We start from the raw sequence: 16,115 nt of genomic DNA on the forward strand, positions 1-16,115 counted from the left end.
GTCATCGCTCGTTTCTCATGCTATAAAATGGTTCTCTCAAAGGAACTGATTTGCCTAAGTATACCAAACAGAACCAAAAATGCCCAAATATTTTAAATTCTCTGAAAGAAATTTCTGTGAAAGAATCGACTGTGATTTTCCGTTCCACTCCATACCTGTTTCATAGAAATGCCCCAAAGCAACCATTGCTTTTTTCAATTTCGTAGAAACTAGCTTGTTGAAAGTGGCTTCTTCCATATCAGCCTCCTGTTTCTTTAAGTACTTATAAAAAAACACGATTCTTTTTAAATAACAAAAAAACAGCAAGAGTGCTTGCTGTTTTTTTCTACGTATCTCTTTGACTGGGGTAGCTGGATTCGAACCAACGCATGACGGAGTCAAAGTCCGTTGCCTTACCGCTTGGCTATACCCCAATAATGGTGGAGGAGAGTGGATTCGAACCACTGAACCCTAAGGAACGGATTTACAGTCCGTCGCGTTTAGCCACTTCGCTACTCCTCCAAAAGGTTTTTCTCAAACCTGACAATAGTTATAATACCGAAAAAGATAACAAATTGCAAGAGCAAAAAGTAAATTTTTCTAGAAATTATTCATGTAAATTCCATTGACGAATAATCATCTCGATGGCAGCTTCTAAGCTTCTGCTCGAACCTAGATCTTCATCCCCTAAAAAGCTTTGAAATTCTTTTGGTCCAGTTGTTAAAATCTCACCAATGCGTTTTTTTCCGATGAATAATTCATTGACGGTATAGTCTTTGCCATGAATGGCTTTTGTTGTTTCTTCAATACGTACTTCGATATCTTTATTTTTCTTAGACATGGTTGCACCTCTTTCTTTACAGCACCTTCCTATTTTAACAGAAAAGCAACAAAAGAAAAAGAAAATCTCTTCTGGAAATAAAAAAAGTAGCCAATCTTTACGATCAGCTACTTTTTCTTAGATCACTTCTGGTTCGTCAAGACAGCACTCGTCACGGTATAGCCTGCATCGCTTAAAATTTTCTCGATTGCTGCGACTTGCCGTGATTCTACTTGGATCTCAACAACTGTTTTTAGTGCCATCCGATTTACCACAATCGTCAAAATACTCATCTGATGATCCGCAAGGAGTTTCGTCACGTCTGCTAAAACACCCACATGGTCATCCGTGATCTCAATGGACACTCGTGTTCCACCATCGTGGTACCCAGTGATTTTCAAAAAGGCATCGAAAATATCATTGTTGGTAATGATTCCCACTAAGGCATCATCATCCATGACTGGTAAAACCCCAACGTTTTCACTTCGCATCACCGAAATCGCATCCTCTAATAAAGCTTCCGGTTCAATCGTGGTCACTTTTTTCAACATGATATCAGCGACCGTCGTTTTATTTAAGAGATAGTTCATTTCATAAACGCTTAAGCTGGTCGCTTTTGAGGGAGTTGCTTCAGCGATCGTTCCTTCTGTGATCAACCCTACTAATTTGCCATCACCAACGACAGGTAGACGATGGATATCGTGCTGCTTCATCACATCTATTGCATCAAAGATCGGTGTTTGTGAATCGACGGTGATGACCGTCTTCGTCATAAAATCACTTACGCTCATTGTTTAACCTCCTAGATACGCTTTTCTAACTTCATCGCTTGCTAGTAATTCTTCTCCGGTACCTTCTAAAACGATTTTCCCGGTTTCTAATACATAGCCGCGATCGGCAATCGATAAAGCCATTTTCGCATTTTGTTCGATCAGCAGCACAGTCGTTCCTTGCTGCTTGATTTCTTGAATGATGGAAAAAATTTCTTTGATAAAAATTGGCGCCAAGCCCATCGATGGCTCATCCAGCAAAAGCAAGCGCGGTTTTGACATCAATGCCCGCCCCATTGCCAACATCTGCTGCTCACCGCCAGATAATGTCGACGCATCTTGCGAGAGGCGTTCTTTCAATACAGGAAACTTGCGATAAACTTGTTCATAGTCTTCTTTGACACCACTGTCTTTACGCAAGAAGGCGCCCATCTCTAAGTTTTCTTGAACCGTCAAACCGGAAAAGACGTGCCGCCCTTCTGGCACCTGCGACAAGCCGTTTGCGACGATTTTTTGCGGTGCTTCTTTCTCAATTTTCTTTCCTTCAAAAGTGACGGAGCCTTTTGAAGGACGGATCAATCCAGAAATCGTCCGTAAAATCGTGGTTTTTCCGGCACCATTGGCACCAATCAGCGAAACGATCTCTCCTTGATTGACGTGGAAGGAAACATCATGAACTGCTTGGATCATGCCGTAGTGAACACTTAAATTTTGAATTTCCAGCATCAGATTTCCCCTCCTAGATAGGCTTCGATTACCCGTGGATTGTTTTTGATCTCTTCTGGTTCACCGTGGGCGATGACTTGCCCGTATTCCAGTACATAGATCCGTTCGCACACTTCCATGACCAAACTCATATCATGCTCGATCAAGAGGATCGTCAATTGAAAATCTTTTTGGATCTTATAGATCAGCTTTGTCAGTTCTGTTGTTTCCTGAGGATTCATCCCCGCTGCCGGCTCGTCAAGAAACAAAATTTTTGGCTCTGTAGCCAATGCGCGTACGATCTCTAAACGGCGTTGCTCGCCATAAGGCAAATTTTTCGCTAACGTTTGGCTTTTGCCATCCATATCAAAGATCCGTAACAGCTCTAAGGCTTTTTTCTTCATGGATTCTTCGTTTTTGTAATACTTTGGCAAACGCAAGATGCTCGTCAGTAGTCCTTCTTTATGCTTACTGTTCATAGCGATCAAGACGTTATCCATTACGGTCAAGTTTTTAAACAAGCGAATATTTTGGAAGGTTCTTGAAAGGCCTAAATCCGCGATTTTATAAGGCTTCACGCCATTTAAACGTTTTGGCTTACCTTGGGTCTCAAAAAGCACTTCGCCTTCACTAGGCTCATAAACACCTGTCAGGAGGTTAAAGAGCGTTGTCTTGCCGGCACCGTTTGGTCCAATCAACCCGACCAGCTCATTGGTATCTAGATGGAGGTCTACATGAGAAACAGCAGCTAAACCACCGAAGTTTTTCGTTAAGCTTTTAACTTCTAATAGAGGCATCGTTGTCATCCCCCTTTTTTCTAAATTTGTCCAACAGTCCTTTTACGGAGAATTCCCAGGTCCCTAAAAGTCCGCTTGGTTTAAAGATCATGATGATGATCAAAGCCAATGCATAAATGATCATGCGCAAATCAGAGAAGCCTTGCAAGTACATGTTTAAGATTCCTAGCACTACTGCCGAAACAACCGCTCCTGTGGTACTCCCAAGCCCTCCAAAAACGACGATGATCAACACATCGATCGATTTCATAAAACCGTAATCTCGTGGGAAAACCGACTGCTGATAGCTGGCATAAAGGGTACCAGCAATGCTTGCCATCACTGCCCCCATCACAAACGCAATTACCTTGTATTTCGTTGTGTTGACCCCCATCGATTCTGCAGCGATCTCATCTTCCCGAATCGCTAAAGTCGCTCTGCCTGGTCCGCTATGGATAAAGTTTGAAACGACAAGAATCGATAGAACGGCAAAGAGAAAGACGATCTGCCAATTACTGAATTGGGGCAATCCGAAAATTCCAGCAGGACCATTGGTCAAGCCTCGTAGGTTCACCAACAAGATCCGAATGATCTCTGCCACACCTAGGGTAGCGATCGCTAGATAGTCGCCTTTTAAACGGAGGGTCGGAATCCCAACCACTAATGCGACTGCACCTGAAACCAGCATCCCCACCAGTAAACCAGTTAAAAAGCCGCCAAAGGTTGGATTGCTTGCCGACAGGATCGCGCCAGCATAAGCACCGATTGCCATAAACCCAGCATGTCCTAAGGAGAATTGCCCTGAAAAGCCGATGATTAGATTCAAACTGACTGCCAAGATGATATTGATTCCGATATTGACGATGATCGCATCAGAGAACAAATTAATCATTCCGCCATTGTAGGCTGCAAATAATCCAAAATAAAGAATAGCTGCCAGAGCGAGCCAGATTAAGTTGTAACGTAAATTCTTTTTCATTTCTGCCACCTACACTTTCTCTTTGATATTTTTGCCGAGGATCCCAGCTGGACGAACCAACAATATAATTATTAAAATGACATACACTAAAGCATCCTTGTAATCAGAAAAACCAAGCGCTGTCGCTGCTGTCTCCACTAAACCGATCACAAAGCCGCCTAAAGCTGCACCAGGAATGATCCCGATCCCGCCGAGAACCGCCGCAACAAAAGACTTCAGACCAGGAACGACCCCCATTGATGGATCAATGGAATTATAATACAAACCGATCAGCATCCCGCCAGCTGCAGCTAAAGCCGAGCCTAAGGCAAAGGTAAAGGAAATCGTTCGATTAACATTGATCCCCATCAAACGCGCTGCATCTGCATCAACACTTACTGCACGCATCGCTTTTCCCATACGGGTCTTTTTCACGATCAATTGCAAGAGAATCATTAAGGTAACCGAAACAGCCAAAATCAATAACTGGACATTACTTACTTGAACAAACCCGATGGAATAGGTTTTTCGTTCGATTGCTTGCGGAAACGGGCGCACATTGGCAGAAAAGAAAAAAATCATGACATTTTGCAAAAAATAAGAAACCCCGATTGCCGTAATCAATGCCGAAATTCGCGTGGAATTTCTCAAAGGACGATAGGCTAAAAATTCAATCGTTACCCCAAGTGCTGCACTGGCGATCATCGAAATGAATAACGCTGGGAAAAAGCCCAATTGCCATTGATTGATCAAAAAGTAACCGATAAAACTACCAATCATATAAACTTCTCCGTGGGCGAAGTTGATCAGCTTGATGATGCCATACACCATCGTATAACCCAACGCTAACAAGGCGTAGATACTGCCTAGAAACAAGCCGTTGATCAATTGTTGGATCATCATTTCCATATACTCACTTCCAATATCATTTATTATGGTTCTTCTCATTAGAGAAAAGAAACTGAGACAAACACATCAGGTCTGTCCCAGTTTTCACTGCCAAACAACTACAGGTTTTTAAGGTTCCACAGTGTCTGCTGAGGTTTCCTTCCCGTCAGTCAATCCTAAAACAACTGCTGATTTCTCAGGGTTATGATTTTCATCCATTGTGATTTCACCTGTCACGCCGACAAAGTCTTTCAGTTCAGACAAACCAGCTGCAATTGCCAATGAATCTGCTGAGTTTTGATCTTCGATTGCTTGTTTGATCATGTAAACTGCATCATAGGCTAACGCATTAAAAGCAGAAGGTTCTTTGCCATACTTTTCATTGAAAGCTGCCACAAAGGGCTCAACTTTGTCGTTTGCTGGTGCTTTGGTAGAGAAGTGACCGGTATAGTAAACATTGCTGACATTTTCTGCACCAGCTGTTTGAACCATTTTTTCATCACCGAATCCATCGGCACCAATGATTGCTTGATCAATTCCTAATTCTCGCGCTTGCTTGATGATCAAACCAGCTTCTGTGTAGTAGCCTGGAATGAACAAGACATCGAAGTCGACATCTTTGATTCTTGTAAGAACTGCTTGGAAATCTTTGTCGCCTTCAGTAAAGTTATCTTCTAAGACAATTTCGCCTGGGTAACTTTCTTTAAATGCTTCCGTCAATCCAATTGCGTAATCACTTGAGTTGTCTCCCAAGATCACGGCTTTTGATGCATCCAAATTTTCAGCCGCATATTTCGCTAAGATCGTTCCTTGGAAGCTATCTTGGAAACAAGAACGGAAGGCAAATTCTTGCACTTTCCCACTAGTATAAGTAATCGCATCGTCAGTACCTGAAGGTGTAACCATTGGTACTTGTGCTCTGGTCACGTTAGGCAAAGCCGCTTTCGTAGCACCAGAAGTTGCTGGACCAATGATGGCTACAACTTTATCATTTGTAGCTAAGTTGGCTGCTACCGTTGCAGCTTCATTGTTATCTGATTTGTTATCTTTCGAAATAATTTCAATTTGTTTTCCAAGAATACCGCCGGCAGCATTGATTTCTTCTACTGCTAAGTCGATTCCTTCTTTTTCAGCCGTCCCATAAGCAGCTACGGCTCCTGACAACTCTAAGTTGGTTCCGATCTTGATGGTATCTCCCTCTTGTTTATTGCCACCTTCAGCAGCCCCGCTGCCATCCGTTGATCCACCTGTTGGTCCAGCGCTACATGCTGTCAACAAAAACAAACTCGCAAACAAAAACGCAAATTTCTTTTTCATAATTTTCCTCTCCTTCACTTCCCCTGAATATGTTATCCAATATACTGAAAAATCTGGAAAATGTCAACGAATTATCAGAATATTTCACCTATTCAGAATTTTTTTTTTTTACTAGGAAAAAATAGTGTTTTTAAAACACTGTTCCATCAATAATGGAATCGCTTTTCATTTTTTTGAACAAAAAGAAAAGCAAGCAAAGTTTTTTTTCCTTTGCTTACTTTTTGATCGTTTCGAATTGCTTCATTTTTTGTCAAAAGGACGTTTGAAAACATTACATCAAGATGTTAGCGGCTATTTCGTGGATACAATGCTTGAAAATTGGCTGCCGCCCCAACTAGATTGGCATCGTTGCGATAGTCACATAGCTTGATCAGTGGGACAAAATCATTTAAAGCTTGATCTGCCAACATTTTTTTCAACCGTTGATTCACTTCTTCTAACAAGCCATTTTTGGCACTGACACCGCCACCGATAATGATCACTTCAGGATCAAAAGCAAATTGAATACTGAATAGTCCTTGCGCTAAATAGCGGTAAAATTTATTGACTTCCTCGATCGCAATGGCATCCCCATCTTCTGCACGTTGAAAGACCTCTTCGCCGGTAATTGTGGTTCGATCTACACCAATTCGATCACAATAACGCCAAGCCATCTGAACCGCTGTCCCTAGTTGCGAAAATGTTTTGCCTTGATCCAAAATCATCAACCCAAATTCACCGCCGTATAAATGTGCCCCACGGACTAGCTCACCATTTTGAAACAGGGTACCGCCAACGCCTGTTCCGATCACAACGAAAGCTGCTTGCTGATACTCTTTGCCCGCTCCTTGATAGAATTCAGCCATCCCAGCGCAATTGGCATCATTTTCGATGGTTACTGGTACCCCAAACACTCCTTCGAGTTCAGAGTAGATGTCAAACCCATGGATATAAGGAATCGCACTGATACCGTCGATTCGACGTTCTTGGGCATTGACTGCACCTGGAGCACTGATCCCGACCCCTTCGATCTCTTCGTTTACGCTTGCTCTTACTTGCTGCAACTGGGCTTTCATTTCTTGCCACGTGCTTGGTGTTGTAAATTTGCCTTTACTCACCAAAGAATCCTGTGCCCAGACGCCATATTTTACTGCTGAACCACCCATATCAAAGACTAAAATCGCCATTTTTTTCCCTCAATCCTTTATTATTCTGATACTATCTATTTTACCGTAAGTCCCTGCTTGAAGAAAGCGATTTCCGAGAACAATAAAAAAAACAGCCTAAAATCGCCATAGACTGTCTCTATGGGATTAGAGCTGCTTTTCCAAAATAACTTGATCGATCAACTGCTGCCCATTTTCGAAAATCGGTTCAGCATAGTGAGTGGTGAAATAATTTTCCATCCGGTCTTTTTCAACATAGCCTTGCGTTTGGTACAAAGTCAGGGCTGCAGAGGGCAGACTACCAGTTTTGATCACTACAATCGGCCGTTTTGCCCCAAGGTGTTGACTGAGGATCGCTTCTTCGGCAGCTTGCAGCAATTGACGACCAATGCCCATTCCTTGCTTTTCTGGAGAAACGGCCACATTCATAATCTCCCAGTTGTTGCCTTGATTTTGATAAACTAGCACACCAATCATTTCTCCAGCTTCTTCATAAACAAGTGTTTGGCTATTATATAGATAGCTTTCTACGACTGCTTTTTCAGGATCTGCATCCAGCAGCAACGCCCAAGGATACGCTTCATTAGAGTCGATTGGACGAATCATGGCTTTTTGGCTCCTTTTTTACATTTTTGTTGATTCCTTTTAACTTTTCCGATAACGGTACGTTGGTTTGACTTTGTCTTGCGTATTTCGTTTTAAAGTAAACGTCTGGGGTACGTAATCTATACCGCCTTTTACAAAGGGATGGCAGCGTAAGATACGAGCTACCCCCATCAAACCTCCTTTGGCTGCGCCATGGACTTGGATCGCTTGGATCATGTATCCTGAGCAAGTCGGATAATAACGACAGCTAGGAGGAAATAATGGGGAAATAAAACGTTGATAGAAACGAACAAAGCCAATCAAAAGTTTACTCATTTCTTGCCAACCTTTCTTTTTATGATCACGATTCAGTGAAGATAGATAGAAAAAACTAGGACTCAGCACGAGGCATAAGTCCTAGTTTGGGGTTACTTCATAAACTCAAAGATATGATTCCAAAGACTTGGAGAGAAGACTTTAAAAGGACTACCGTCGCCAATCACCCCATAGCCAATCATCGTTCCGGCTAAGAACAATAAAATAGCTAATAATATGACGATTAGAATTTTTATCAAGCTAGTTAGAATGTAACGGTTCAACTTCACTTTATTCTCTCCTACTCCTACTATGCGTTTACTGGTACGGTTTCTTCAACTGCTTCAGAAACTCGTTCCACAGAAGCACCTAATTGCTGCAATTTTTCATGGAATTTGTAATAGCCACGATCCAAATATTTTAGATTGCGGACACGTGTCCGACCAGTTGAACGTAGACCTAATAAAATTAACGCTGCTGCTGCACGTAAATCCGTTGCATAGACCAGCGCACCTTGCAATTCATGGCCGCCTTCGATCACTGCTACGTTGCCGTCTATTTTGACATGAGCATTCATCCGACGCATTTCTTCTAAATGTTGGAAACGGTTCTCAAATACAGTTTCGTTCACAACACTCGTTCCAGCTGCTAAAAGTTGAATAGCAGACATTTGCGCTTGCATGTCCGTAGGAAAACCTGGATGAGGCATTGTTTTCACATCTGTTGCCTTCAATTGTTCAGGTCCAACGACACGAATCCCTTCAGCTACTTCAGTCACTTCTGCGCCCATTTCGATCAATTTTGAGATCAATGGACGATTGTGTTCTGAGATCGCATCTTTAATAATGACGTCTCCTTGGGTCATCGCTGCTGCAACCATAAAGGTTCCTGCTTCGATACGGTCTTGGACGATCGAATGTTCCACCGCATGAAGGTGATCGACCCCTTCGATACGCATCGTTTCGGTTCCTGCACCAAAGACTTTTGCACCCATTTTGTTTAAAATGTTTGCTAAATCGACGATTTCAGGTTCACGAGCGACGTTTTCAATGATGGTGATACCTTTAGCTTTTACCGCAGCCATCATGATATTTTGCGTTGCGCCGACACTTGGGAAATCCAAGTAAATGCTATTGCCTTTTAACTCATCGGCGATCGCTTCTATGTATCCATCTTTTTGGATGATTTGAGCGCCTAGTGCTTGAAATCCCTTCAAATGCAAATCAATTGGTCGTTTGCCGATTGCACAGCCGCCAGGCATTGCCACTTTGGCATGACCATTACGGGCTAACAAAGGCCCCATGACTACGATTGAAGCGCGCATTTGGCTTACATACTCATAAGGTGCTTCGATCGCTAACTCTTGTGATGCATCGATCGTCATCGTATTGTTTTCTTCTTCAAAATCGATTGCGACATTTAAATGCCGAATCACTTCTTTCATTGTTAATACATCGGAAAGGATCGGTACATTTGTTAATGTCGTTGTTCCTTCTTCCGCTAATAAGCTTGCCGCTAAGATAGGTAGAACAGCATTTTTTGCCCCTTCGATCTTCACTGTTCCAGTTAATCGATTACCACCTTGAACGATCATCTCTTCCATTTATGTTCCCTCCAAATAATGCAGTGACTCACACAAATCTTGCCAATTATAGCATAATATTCGGTGTTTTTGCATATATTAATGAAATTCTTAAAAACCTGTTAAAAATAAATTACGACATAACGCAATCAACTCAAGGAAAAAAGTACTGGCGGTGTAGCCTAATGCAATCGCAAGAAACACCATGACCATTCGTATCTGAGTCGTTCGTAAGGCTTTAAAAAAAGCATCGATCCGCACAGATTGCAATGCCCAAAATGCTAAATAGATGAACGCTAAATGACTCACGATTCGAATGATTGCATCAATTCCATACACTTGCATACTTCCTGCTCCTTTTTCATAATTGAACATTCCTATCATACCACAAAGATGTCAAGATAAAAAATAATCTTTCTTGAAACCTTCATGAAAAGACTTTAAAAAGTTTTTAAAACGTTTTCTCGAATAAAAAAAACAAAGGCAAGATGCCCTTGTTTTTTTAGGAATGTTTTGACACGTTGATTCGATTAATGGCGCGGTGCAAAGCAACCGTTGCGCGACGAAGCTGGTCGATATCTTCGACTTGTTTGGCCTCTTCGATTTGACGTTCTGCACGTTGTTTTGCTCTTTCTGCCCGTGAAACGTCGATATCACGATCACGTTCCGCACTATCGGCTACGATGGAGACAACATTGTCCCGCACTTCAAGGATACCGCCATTAACGGCGACCCAGTCGACGTGAGTATCTGAATCGATCCGTTTGACCCGGACTTCATCAATCGTCAAAGGAACGATGATTGGGGCATGATGCGGCAAAATACCGATCTCACCATCTGTCGTACGTGCAACCACGATTTTCGCGTGATGATCGTAAACCAAACCAGCAGGTGTCACCACATTGACTGTTAAAAATTGATCCATGAGGTTCCCCTCTTTCTTCAAGGCTGGTTAATTAATAGCCAATTTTTTTCGCTTTTTCAATGACGTCTTCAATTCGTCCTACACTACGGAAGGCTTCTTCTGGAAGATCATCATATTTTCCTTCAAGAATCTCAGCAAAGCCTTTGATCGTTTCTTCAACTGGTACATAAGAACCAGGTTGTCCAGTAAACTGTTCCGCTACGTGGAAGTTTTGCGACAAGAAGAATTGGATCCGACGCGCACGAGCCACTAACGTTTTTTCTTCATCAGACAACTCATCCATCCCTAAGATAGCGATGATGTCTTGTAGTTCGCGATAACGTTGCAACGCATGCTGTACTTCAGTCGCTACTTCATAGTGTTTTTCACCAACGATTTCAGGTGCTAACGCACTAGAAGAAGAAGCTAGCGGATCAACAGCTGGATAGATCCCTTGTTCAGTCAATTTACGTTCCAAGTTGGTTGTTGCATCCAAATGGGCAAAAGCAGTCGCTGGTGCTGGGTCCGTGTAGTCATCGGCAGGAACATAGATTGCTTGAATAGAAGTAACCGATCCTTTTTTTGTTGAAGTGATCCGTTCTTGCAATTGTCCCATTTCGGTTGCTAGTGTCGGTTGATATCCAACGGCAGAAGGCATCCGACCTAGTAAGGCAGATACTTCAGAACCAGCTTGAGTAAATCGGAAGATATTATCGATAAACAAAAGCACGTCTTGTCCTTCTACATCGCGGAAGTACTCCGCTAAGGTCAACCCAGTCAAGGCAACCCGCATCCGGGCACCTGGTGGTTCGTTCATTTGTCCAAACACCATGGCTGTTTTTTCGATAACGCCAGATTCTTTCATTTCATTATAAAGGTCGTTTCCTTCACGTGTCCGTTCACCAACACCTGTGAAGACAGAGATCCCCCCATGCTCTTGGGCAATGTTGTGGATCAGTTCTTGGATCAAGACAGTTTTACCAACACCGGCACCACCGAAAAGACCAACTTTCCCCCCTTTTAAATAAGGGGCTAATAAGTCGATAACTTTGATCCCAGTCTCAAGGATCTCGGTACTTGTTGACAATTCATCAAAGTCAGGAGCTTTTTTGTGGATCCCACTGCGGGGTGCTTCTTCAGGAAACGGTGCTTCTAAATCGATGGTGTCCCCTAAGACATTAAACACCCGTCCTAAGGTTTCTGTCCCAACTGGAACAGAAATGGAGGCGCCTGTATCGATTACTTCCATTCCTCGTTGTAAGCCATCTGTTGATTCCATGGCAATCGTACGGATAACGCCGTCGCCAAGTTCTAAGGCAGCTTCTAACACAACTTTTGTTTTCTGCTCATCTTTTTTGTAAACAATCAACGCATTGTTGATATCTGGTAATGATTGGTCTAGAGAGAATTCCACGTCAACAACGGGACCAATGACTTGAACAATCTTGCCTGAACTCATTCGTATTCCTCCATTCGTTCTTGAAACTATTCTAACGCGGATGCCCCCGCCACAATTTCAGTAATTTCTTGGGTGATCGCTCCTTGGCGCGCTCGGTTATAAGAGATCGTCAAGTCCCCAATAATATTTTTGGCATTATCTGTTGCTGTTTTCATCGCTGTCATTCCGGCAGCATGCTCGGCTGTTTTTGCGTCAACAATCGCACCATAAATCAAGCTTTCAGCGTATTGAGGCAGTAATTGATTCAAAATTGCTTCTCTGGAAGGTTCAAACAAGTATTCTTGTTCATAACTTTCGGCTTCTTCAGGATCTAGATCGGAAATCGGCAACATTTTCTCCACACGAAATTGGCTAGTCAATGAGTTGATGTGATGGTTATAACACACATATAATTCATCGAAGACTTCGTTTTGGTACATCGTTGTCGCCAATGTTACGATTTTACGCACCTCGTCAAAGCTTGGTTGATCCGAAAGGTTTCTTAGCTCGTACGCCAAATTGATGCCCCGTGCTTTGAAAAAGTCAGCGCCAGTTGCACCAATGGCAATCATGACATACTCTTCTTCTTTTGCATGGTCTTCATCCAGCATGGTCATCATTTGCTTCAAGATGGAACTATTGTAGCCGCCCACTAGACCGCCATCAGAAGTGATGACGATGTAGCCTGTGCGTTTGACCGGACGACTAACCAACATACTGTTATAGTTCACACCATCTTTTGGACCAGAACCTGCAAGATCGGAAAGCTGCTGCGCAGTTAAATGCGTAACGATTTCACGTACTTTGTTGGCATACACTTGAAACTGTTTCGAATGAGCTTCAGATTTTGTTAATTTTGCAGCTGAAACCATTTGCATGGCCTTTGTGATTTGGCTGGTTTTTTTTGTTGAGGCAATTCGTTGCTTGATTTCATTTAATGAAGCAGCCATTTTCTCTCACCTCTTTTTATGCGTTTTGCATTGTCGATATTTTATCTTGGGGTGTCACCCGAGAACCGTTGGATGCCATGAAAATATCTTTGAATGCTTTAATGGTGTCATCTAACAAGCTTTCTTCTGGCAAATCTTTCGTTGTCCGAATGGTTTCAAAAATCGTCGCCGCATTTGCTTCGATATATTCAAATAATTCTGCTTCAAAGTCCAATAGTTTATTGACTGGTACACTATCAATGAATCCATGCGTCAAGGCATAAAGAATCACGACTTGTTTTTCTACTGCCAGTGGTTCATGCAGTTTTTGCTTCAAGATTTCAACGGTTCGACGACCGCGGTTTAATTTGGCCTGTGTTGCAGCATCTAGATCAGACCCAAACTGCGTAAAGGCCTCTAGTTCGCGATAGCTAGCCAAGTCCAAACGCAAGGTACCGGCAACTTTTTTCATTGCTTTGATCTGCGCAGACCCCCCAACCCGTGAAACGGATAATCCAGCCGCTACGGCAGGACGAACACCAGAATAGAAAAGGTCGTTTTCTAAGAAAATTTGTCCATCTGTGATAGAAATCACGTTGGTTGGGATATAGGCTGAAATATCCCCTGCTTGTGTTTCAACAAACGGCAATGCCGTCATCGATCCACCACCTAGTTCATCACTTAATTTCGCTGCACGTTCCAATAAACGAGAATGCAAGTAGAAGACATCCCCTGGGTATGCTTCACGACCTGGCGGACGACGTAGAAGTAGAGAAAGTTCACGATAAGCGACCGCTTGTTTTGATAAGTCATCAAAGACGATCAAAACATGTTTGCCGTTATACATGAATTCTTCCCCCATCGCAGCCCCCGCATAAGGTGCGATATAAAGCAGTGGTGCTGGTTGTGAAGCACCTGCTGAAACCACGATCGTGTAATCAAGGGCCCCGTAACGCCGCAATGTTTCTACTTGTGCACGAACAGTTGAATCTTTTTGGCCAATTGCGACATAAATACAGATCATGTCTTGCCCTTTTTGGTTGATGATCGCATCAATAGCGATCGTTGTTTTTCCGGTTTTCCGGTCACCGATGACTAATTCCCGTTGGCCACGACCGATTGGTACTAAAGCATCAATAGCTTTCAACCCTGTTTGCATTGGTTCCGAAACGGATTTCCGTTGCATAACACCTGGTGCAGCTGCTTCGACTGGGCGTGATTTATCTGTTTCGATCGGACCTAAACCATCGATTGGTTGCCCTAATGGATTTACTACCCGGCCAATTAATGCATCGCCGACAGGAACTTCCATGATTTTACCAGTTCGTTTTACTTTGTCCCCTTCACGAATGGTTTCAAAATCACCTAGGATGATGATTCCGACATCGTTTGACTCTAAGTTTTGTGCCATCCCATAAGAACCGTTTGAAAACTCAAGCAGTTCTCCACTCATGGCATTTTCTAAACCGTGGGCGCGGGCGATCCCGTCCCCAACATATGTGACAGTACCGATTTCTTCTACAGAAAGTTCGTTCTGATAATTTTTAATTTGCTCTTTAATCAAGGCACTAATTTCTTCTGCTTTGATGGCCATCCGATTCACCTCTTATCTCTTGTTTATCTGCCGATTTTTTGTCGCAGATAATCCAGTTGGCTCTTAATACTACCGTCGATCACTTGATGATTTGCTTCAACGATGACACCGCCTAAAATCGTTGGATCGATCGTTTCTTTCAATTGTGCCTGCTTGTACCCAAGCTTATCGGCGATTTGCTTTTCGATTTTGCTTTTTTGTTCTGCTGACAAAGCAACAGCCGTTGTGATCGTTCCGAGAACAAGACCTTGATATTCATCGTAACGACGTTCGTATTCATCAATGATCAGCAATAGATCATCCATGCGATCATATTCATAAACGATCTCTAAGAAATTTCTGACCAAGCCTTCAAAGCCCTTCAGCAATTGATCGACTAATTGTCTTTTTTCATGGAGATCCAAGCGGTTATCGGTCACGATTTGGCCGAATGTTGGAATTTCCTGATAAATCTGACGCAAGGTCAATAATTCTTGGTAAACTTCTGTCAAGCGCTGTTCTTCCATCGCCAATTCGAACAACGCTTTTCCATAACGTTTTCCCACTGTGAATTTATCGAGTTTCATTAACTGAACCCAATCCTTCGATATATTGATTGATTAGGGATTCATGATTTTCGGGAGTCAATTCGCGGCCTAAGATTTTTTCTGCGATTTGAAGCGAAAGTTCTGCAACATCATCTTTCACTTCTTTTAACGCAGTTTCTTTTTCAAGGGTGATATCTGAGTTTGCTTTTTCTTTCAAACGAGCCACTTCTTCTTTGGTCTCGCTCAAAATATTTTGCCGACTCAATTCCCCGCTATCTTTGGCGCTCTTGATGATCTCCGCAGCTTCAGAATGAGAACGTGCCAATTTTTCTTGGCGTTCTTTTTCTAATTTTGCTGCATTCAAGCGTGATTGTTCCGCTGAATCCAAATCATTGGCGATTTTATCTTCCCGTTTTTGCATCATGCTGCTGATGGCATCCCATGCAAAATGTTTCAATAAGAATAGCAAAAGAAGAATTGACCCGCTGACAACGATAATATTGCCAAGCATTGGATTTTGAACTTCCGCTATAACCAACTGATTTAGCATAACGATTCTTCCTTTCTGAAAGTCATTGTTTCATTAGAAAAAAGCAAAAACGAGTGCAATTGTTCGTTTCTGCCTTTTCGTGCTCGTCTTATCGGAAGACTAATAACAGCGCGATAACTACCCCTAGAATCGGTACAGCTTCGACTAACGCTACCCCGATAAACATTGTTGAACGTAGTTGACCTGACATTTCAGGTTGGCGTGCCATTGATTCGATTGTTTTTGCGATTACTTGTCCGTTACCATACCCTGCACCAATTGCTGCTCCGATAATTGCTAATCCTGCTCCAATAAAGTTCATTCTTTTTTCCTCCTAATTGTATGTCGATTCGA

General features: G+C 42.6%; 21 protein-coding genes and 2 tRNA genes. All 23 read right to left on the reverse strand.

Annotated features, from left to right (window positions below; translation table 11 throughout):
* Positions 1–54: 54 nt before the first annotated feature.
* Positions 55–237, reverse strand: a complete 183-nt coding sequence (locus tag IGJ26_RS12140) for a hypothetical protein (RefSeq protein WP_086297747.1) — start codon at positions 235–237, stop codon at positions 55–57.
* A gap of 104 nt (positions 238–341) precedes the next feature.
* Positions 342–413: transfer RNA gene (locus tag IGJ26_RS12145), tRNA-Gln, on the reverse strand.
* A gap of 4 nt (positions 414–417) precedes the next feature.
* Positions 418–501 (reverse strand) — tRNA-Tyr (locus IGJ26_RS12150).
* Positions 502–586: 85 nt separating this feature from the next.
* Complete coding sequence (locus IGJ26_RS12155; protein WP_005228752.1) at positions 587–820, reverse strand: DUF2969 domain-containing protein; 234 nt, start codon at positions 818–820, stop codon at positions 587–589.
* A 122-nt stretch (positions 821–942) separates the two neighbouring features.
* A complete protein-coding gene (locus IGJ26_RS12160) occupies positions 943–1,590 on the reverse strand; it encodes a CBS and ACT domain-containing protein (protein WP_086297750.1) in 648 nt (215 codons plus the stop codon).
* A gap of 3 nt (positions 1,591–1,593) precedes the next feature.
* Entirely contained in the window at positions 1,594–2,295 is a 702-nt protein-coding gene (locus IGJ26_RS12165; protein ID WP_086297753.1) for an ABC transporter ATP-binding protein, read from the reverse strand.
* Entirely contained in the window at positions 2,295–3,071 is a 777-nt protein-coding gene (locus IGJ26_RS12170; RefSeq protein ID WP_008380898.1) for an ABC transporter ATP-binding protein, read from the reverse strand. Before IGJ26_RS12170 ends, IGJ26_RS12165 begins: the two co-directional genes overlap by 1 nt.
* The gene (locus IGJ26_RS12175) at positions 3,052–4,029 is read right to left on the reverse strand and encodes a branched-chain amino acid ABC transporter permease (RefSeq protein ID WP_005228744.1); all 978 of its coding nucleotides are present in this window, start codon (positions 4,027–4,029) and stop codon (positions 3,052–3,054) included. Before IGJ26_RS12175 ends, IGJ26_RS12170 begins: the two co-directional genes overlap by 20 nt.
* Before the next feature lie 9 nt (positions 4,030–4,038).
* Positions 4,039–4,917 (reverse strand): branched-chain amino acid ABC transporter permease, encoded by an 879-nt coding sequence (locus IGJ26_RS12180; protein WP_008380893.1) that lies wholly within the window; start codon positions 4,915–4,917, stop codon positions 4,039–4,041.
* Positions 4,918–5,025: 108 nt separating this feature from the next.
* Positions 5,026–6,213 (reverse strand): ABC transporter substrate-binding protein, encoded by a 1,188-nt coding sequence (locus IGJ26_RS12185; RefSeq protein WP_008380891.1) that lies wholly within the window; start codon positions 6,211–6,213, stop codon positions 5,026–5,028.
* Between the two features lie 284 nt (positions 6,214–6,497).
* Positions 6,498–7,379, reverse strand: a complete 882-nt coding sequence (locus IGJ26_RS12190) for an ROK family protein (protein WP_005234383.1) — start codon at positions 7,377–7,379, stop codon at positions 6,498–6,500.
* Positions 7,380–7,505: 126 nt separating this feature from the next.
* Complete coding sequence (locus IGJ26_RS12195) at positions 7,506–7,964, reverse strand: GNAT family N-acetyltransferase (RefSeq protein WP_005234382.1); 459 nt, start codon at positions 7,962–7,964, stop codon at positions 7,506–7,508.
* A 39-nt stretch (positions 7,965–8,003) separates the two neighbouring features.
* A complete protein-coding gene (gene yidD / locus IGJ26_RS12200; RefSeq protein WP_008380886.1) occupies positions 8,004–8,279 on the reverse strand; it encodes a membrane protein insertion efficiency factor YidD in 276 nt (91 codons plus the stop codon).
* Between the two features lie 92 nt (positions 8,280–8,371).
* Positions 8,372–8,548 (reverse strand): DNA-directed RNA polymerase subunit beta, encoded by a 177-nt coding sequence (locus tag IGJ26_RS12205; protein ID WP_005228723.1) that lies wholly within the window; start codon positions 8,546–8,548, stop codon positions 8,372–8,374.
* Positions 8,549–8,568: 20 nt separating this feature from the next.
* Positions 8,569–9,861 carry a UDP-N-acetylglucosamine 1-carboxyvinyltransferase gene (murA, locus tag IGJ26_RS12210; RefSeq protein WP_008380882.1) on the reverse strand — a complete coding sequence of 431 codons (1,293 nt, stop codon included), beginning with the start codon at positions 9,859–9,861 and terminating at the stop codon, positions 8,569–8,571.
* A gap of 90 nt (positions 9,862–9,951) precedes the next feature.
* Positions 9,952–10,185: a DUF1146 family protein gene (locus IGJ26_RS12215; protein ID WP_008380880.1), complete on the reverse strand. Its 234-nt coding sequence runs from the start codon at positions 10,183–10,185 to the stop codon at positions 9,952–9,954.
* Positions 10,186–10,342: 157 nt separating this feature from the next.
* A complete protein-coding gene (locus tag IGJ26_RS12220; protein ID WP_005228716.1) occupies positions 10,343–10,765 on the reverse strand; it encodes a F0F1 ATP synthase subunit epsilon in 423 nt (140 codons plus the stop codon).
* A 31-nt stretch (positions 10,766–10,796) separates the two neighbouring features.
* A complete protein-coding gene (gene atpD / locus IGJ26_RS12225) occupies positions 10,797–12,203 on the reverse strand; it encodes a F0F1 ATP synthase subunit beta (protein WP_005234377.1) in 1,407 nt (468 codons plus the stop codon).
* A 26-nt stretch (positions 12,204–12,229) separates the two neighbouring features.
* Positions 12,230–13,132, reverse strand: a complete 903-nt coding sequence (locus IGJ26_RS12230; RefSeq protein ID WP_005228710.1) for a F0F1 ATP synthase subunit gamma — start codon at positions 13,130–13,132, stop codon at positions 12,230–12,232.
* Between the two features lie 16 nt (positions 13,133–13,148).
* Positions 13,149–14,705 (reverse strand): F0F1 ATP synthase subunit alpha, encoded by a 1,557-nt coding sequence (atpA, locus tag IGJ26_RS12235; protein WP_008380876.1) that lies wholly within the window; start codon positions 14,703–14,705, stop codon positions 13,149–13,151.
* Positions 14,706–14,728: 23 nt separating this feature from the next.
* The gene (locus IGJ26_RS12240; protein WP_005234375.1) at positions 14,729–15,271 is read right to left on the reverse strand and encodes a F0F1 ATP synthase subunit delta; all 543 of its coding nucleotides are present in this window, start codon (positions 15,269–15,271) and stop codon (positions 14,729–14,731) included.
* On the reverse strand, positions 15,258–15,782 hold the full coding sequence (atpF, locus tag IGJ26_RS12245; RefSeq protein WP_005228706.1) for a F0F1 ATP synthase subunit B: 525 nt from the start codon (positions 15,780–15,782) through the stop codon (positions 15,258–15,260). The genes IGJ26_RS12240 and atpF overlap by 14 nt, the downstream gene beginning before the upstream one ends.
* 88 nt (positions 15,783–15,870) lie before the next feature.
* On the reverse strand, positions 15,871–16,083 hold the full coding sequence (gene atpE / locus IGJ26_RS12250; RefSeq protein ID WP_005228705.1) for an ATP synthase F0 subunit C: 213 nt from the start codon (positions 16,081–16,083) through the stop codon (positions 15,871–15,873).
* Positions 16,084–16,115 lie beyond the last annotated feature (32 nt).

The organism is Enterococcus sp. AZ095a (assembly GCF_050546735.1).
GTDB lineage: Bacteria > Bacillota > Bacilli > Lactobacillales > Enterococcaceae > Enterococcus_D > Enterococcus_D entomosocium.

Bases quoted from the DNA above. Each gene is read 5' to 3' on its own strand.
- IGJ26_RS12140 (WP_086297747.1), bottom strand. From the start codon at position 237: ATGGAAGAAGCCACTTTCAACAAGCTAGTTTCTACGAAATTGAAAAAA.
- IGJ26_RS12155 (WP_005228752.1), bottom strand. From the start codon at position 820: ATGTCTAAGAAAAATAAAGATATCGAAGTACGTATTGAAGAAACAACA.
- IGJ26_RS12160 (WP_086297750.1), bottom strand. From the start codon at position 1,590: ATGAGCGTAAGTGATTTTATGACGAAGACGGTCATCACCGTCGATTCA.
- IGJ26_RS12165 (WP_086297753.1), bottom strand. From the start codon at position 2,295: ATGCTGGAAATTCAAAATTTAAGTGTTCACTACGGCATGATCCAAGCA.
- IGJ26_RS12170 (WP_008380898.1), bottom strand. From the start codon at position 3,071: ATGCCTCTATTAGAAGTTAAAAGCTTAACGAAAAACTTCGGTGGTTTA.
- IGJ26_RS12175 (WP_005228744.1), bottom strand. From the start codon at position 4,029: ATGAAAAAGAATTTACGTTACAACTTAATCTGGCTCGCTCTGGCAGCT.
- IGJ26_RS12180 (WP_008380893.1), bottom strand. From the start codon at position 4,917: ATGGAAATGATGATCCAACAATTGATCAACGGCTTGTTTCTAGGCAGT.
- IGJ26_RS12185 (WP_008380891.1), bottom strand. From the start codon at position 6,213: ATGAAAAAGAAATTTGCGTTTTTGTTTGCGAGTTTGTTTTTGTTGACA.
- IGJ26_RS12190 (WP_005234383.1), bottom strand. From the start codon at position 7,379: ATGGCGATTTTAGTCTTTGATATGGGTGGTTCAGCAGTAAAATATGGC.
- IGJ26_RS12195 (WP_005234382.1), bottom strand. From the start codon at position 7,964: ATGATTCGTCCAATCGACTCTAATGAAGCGTATCCTTGGGCGTTGCTG.
- yidD (WP_008380886.1), bottom strand. From the start codon at position 8,279: ATGAGTAAACTTTTGATTGGCTTTGTTCGTTTCTATCAACGTTTTATT.
- murA (WP_008380882.1), bottom strand. From the start codon at position 9,861: ATGGAAGAGATGATCGTTCAAGGTGGTAATCGATTAACTGGAACAGTG.
- IGJ26_RS12215 (WP_008380880.1), bottom strand. From the start codon at position 10,185: ATGCAAGTGTATGGAATTGATGCAATCATTCGAATCGTGAGTCATTTA.
- IGJ26_RS12220 (WP_005228716.1), bottom strand. From the start codon at position 10,765: ATGGATCAATTTTTAACAGTCAATGTGGTGACACCTGCTGGTTTGGTT.
- atpD (WP_005234377.1), bottom strand. From the start codon at position 12,203: ATGAGTTCAGGCAAGATTGTTCAAGTCATTGGTCCCGTTGTTGACGTG.
- IGJ26_RS12230 (WP_005228710.1), bottom strand. From the start codon at position 13,132: ATGGCTGCTTCATTAAATGAAATCAAGCAACGAATTGCCTCAACAAAA.
- atpA (WP_008380876.1), bottom strand. From the start codon at position 14,705: ATGGCCATCAAAGCAGAAGAAATTAGTGCCTTGATTAAAGAGCAAATT.
- IGJ26_RS12240 (WP_005234375.1), bottom strand. From the start codon at position 15,271: ATGAAACTCGATAAATTCACAGTGGGAAAACGTTATGGAAAAGCGTTG.
- atpF (WP_005228706.1), bottom strand. From the start codon at position 15,782: ATGCTAAATCAGTTGGTTATAGCGGAAGTTCAAAATCCAATGCTTGGC.
- atpE (WP_005228705.1), bottom strand. From the start codon at position 16,083: ATGAACTTTATTGGAGCAGGATTAGCAATTATCGGAGCAGCAATTGGT.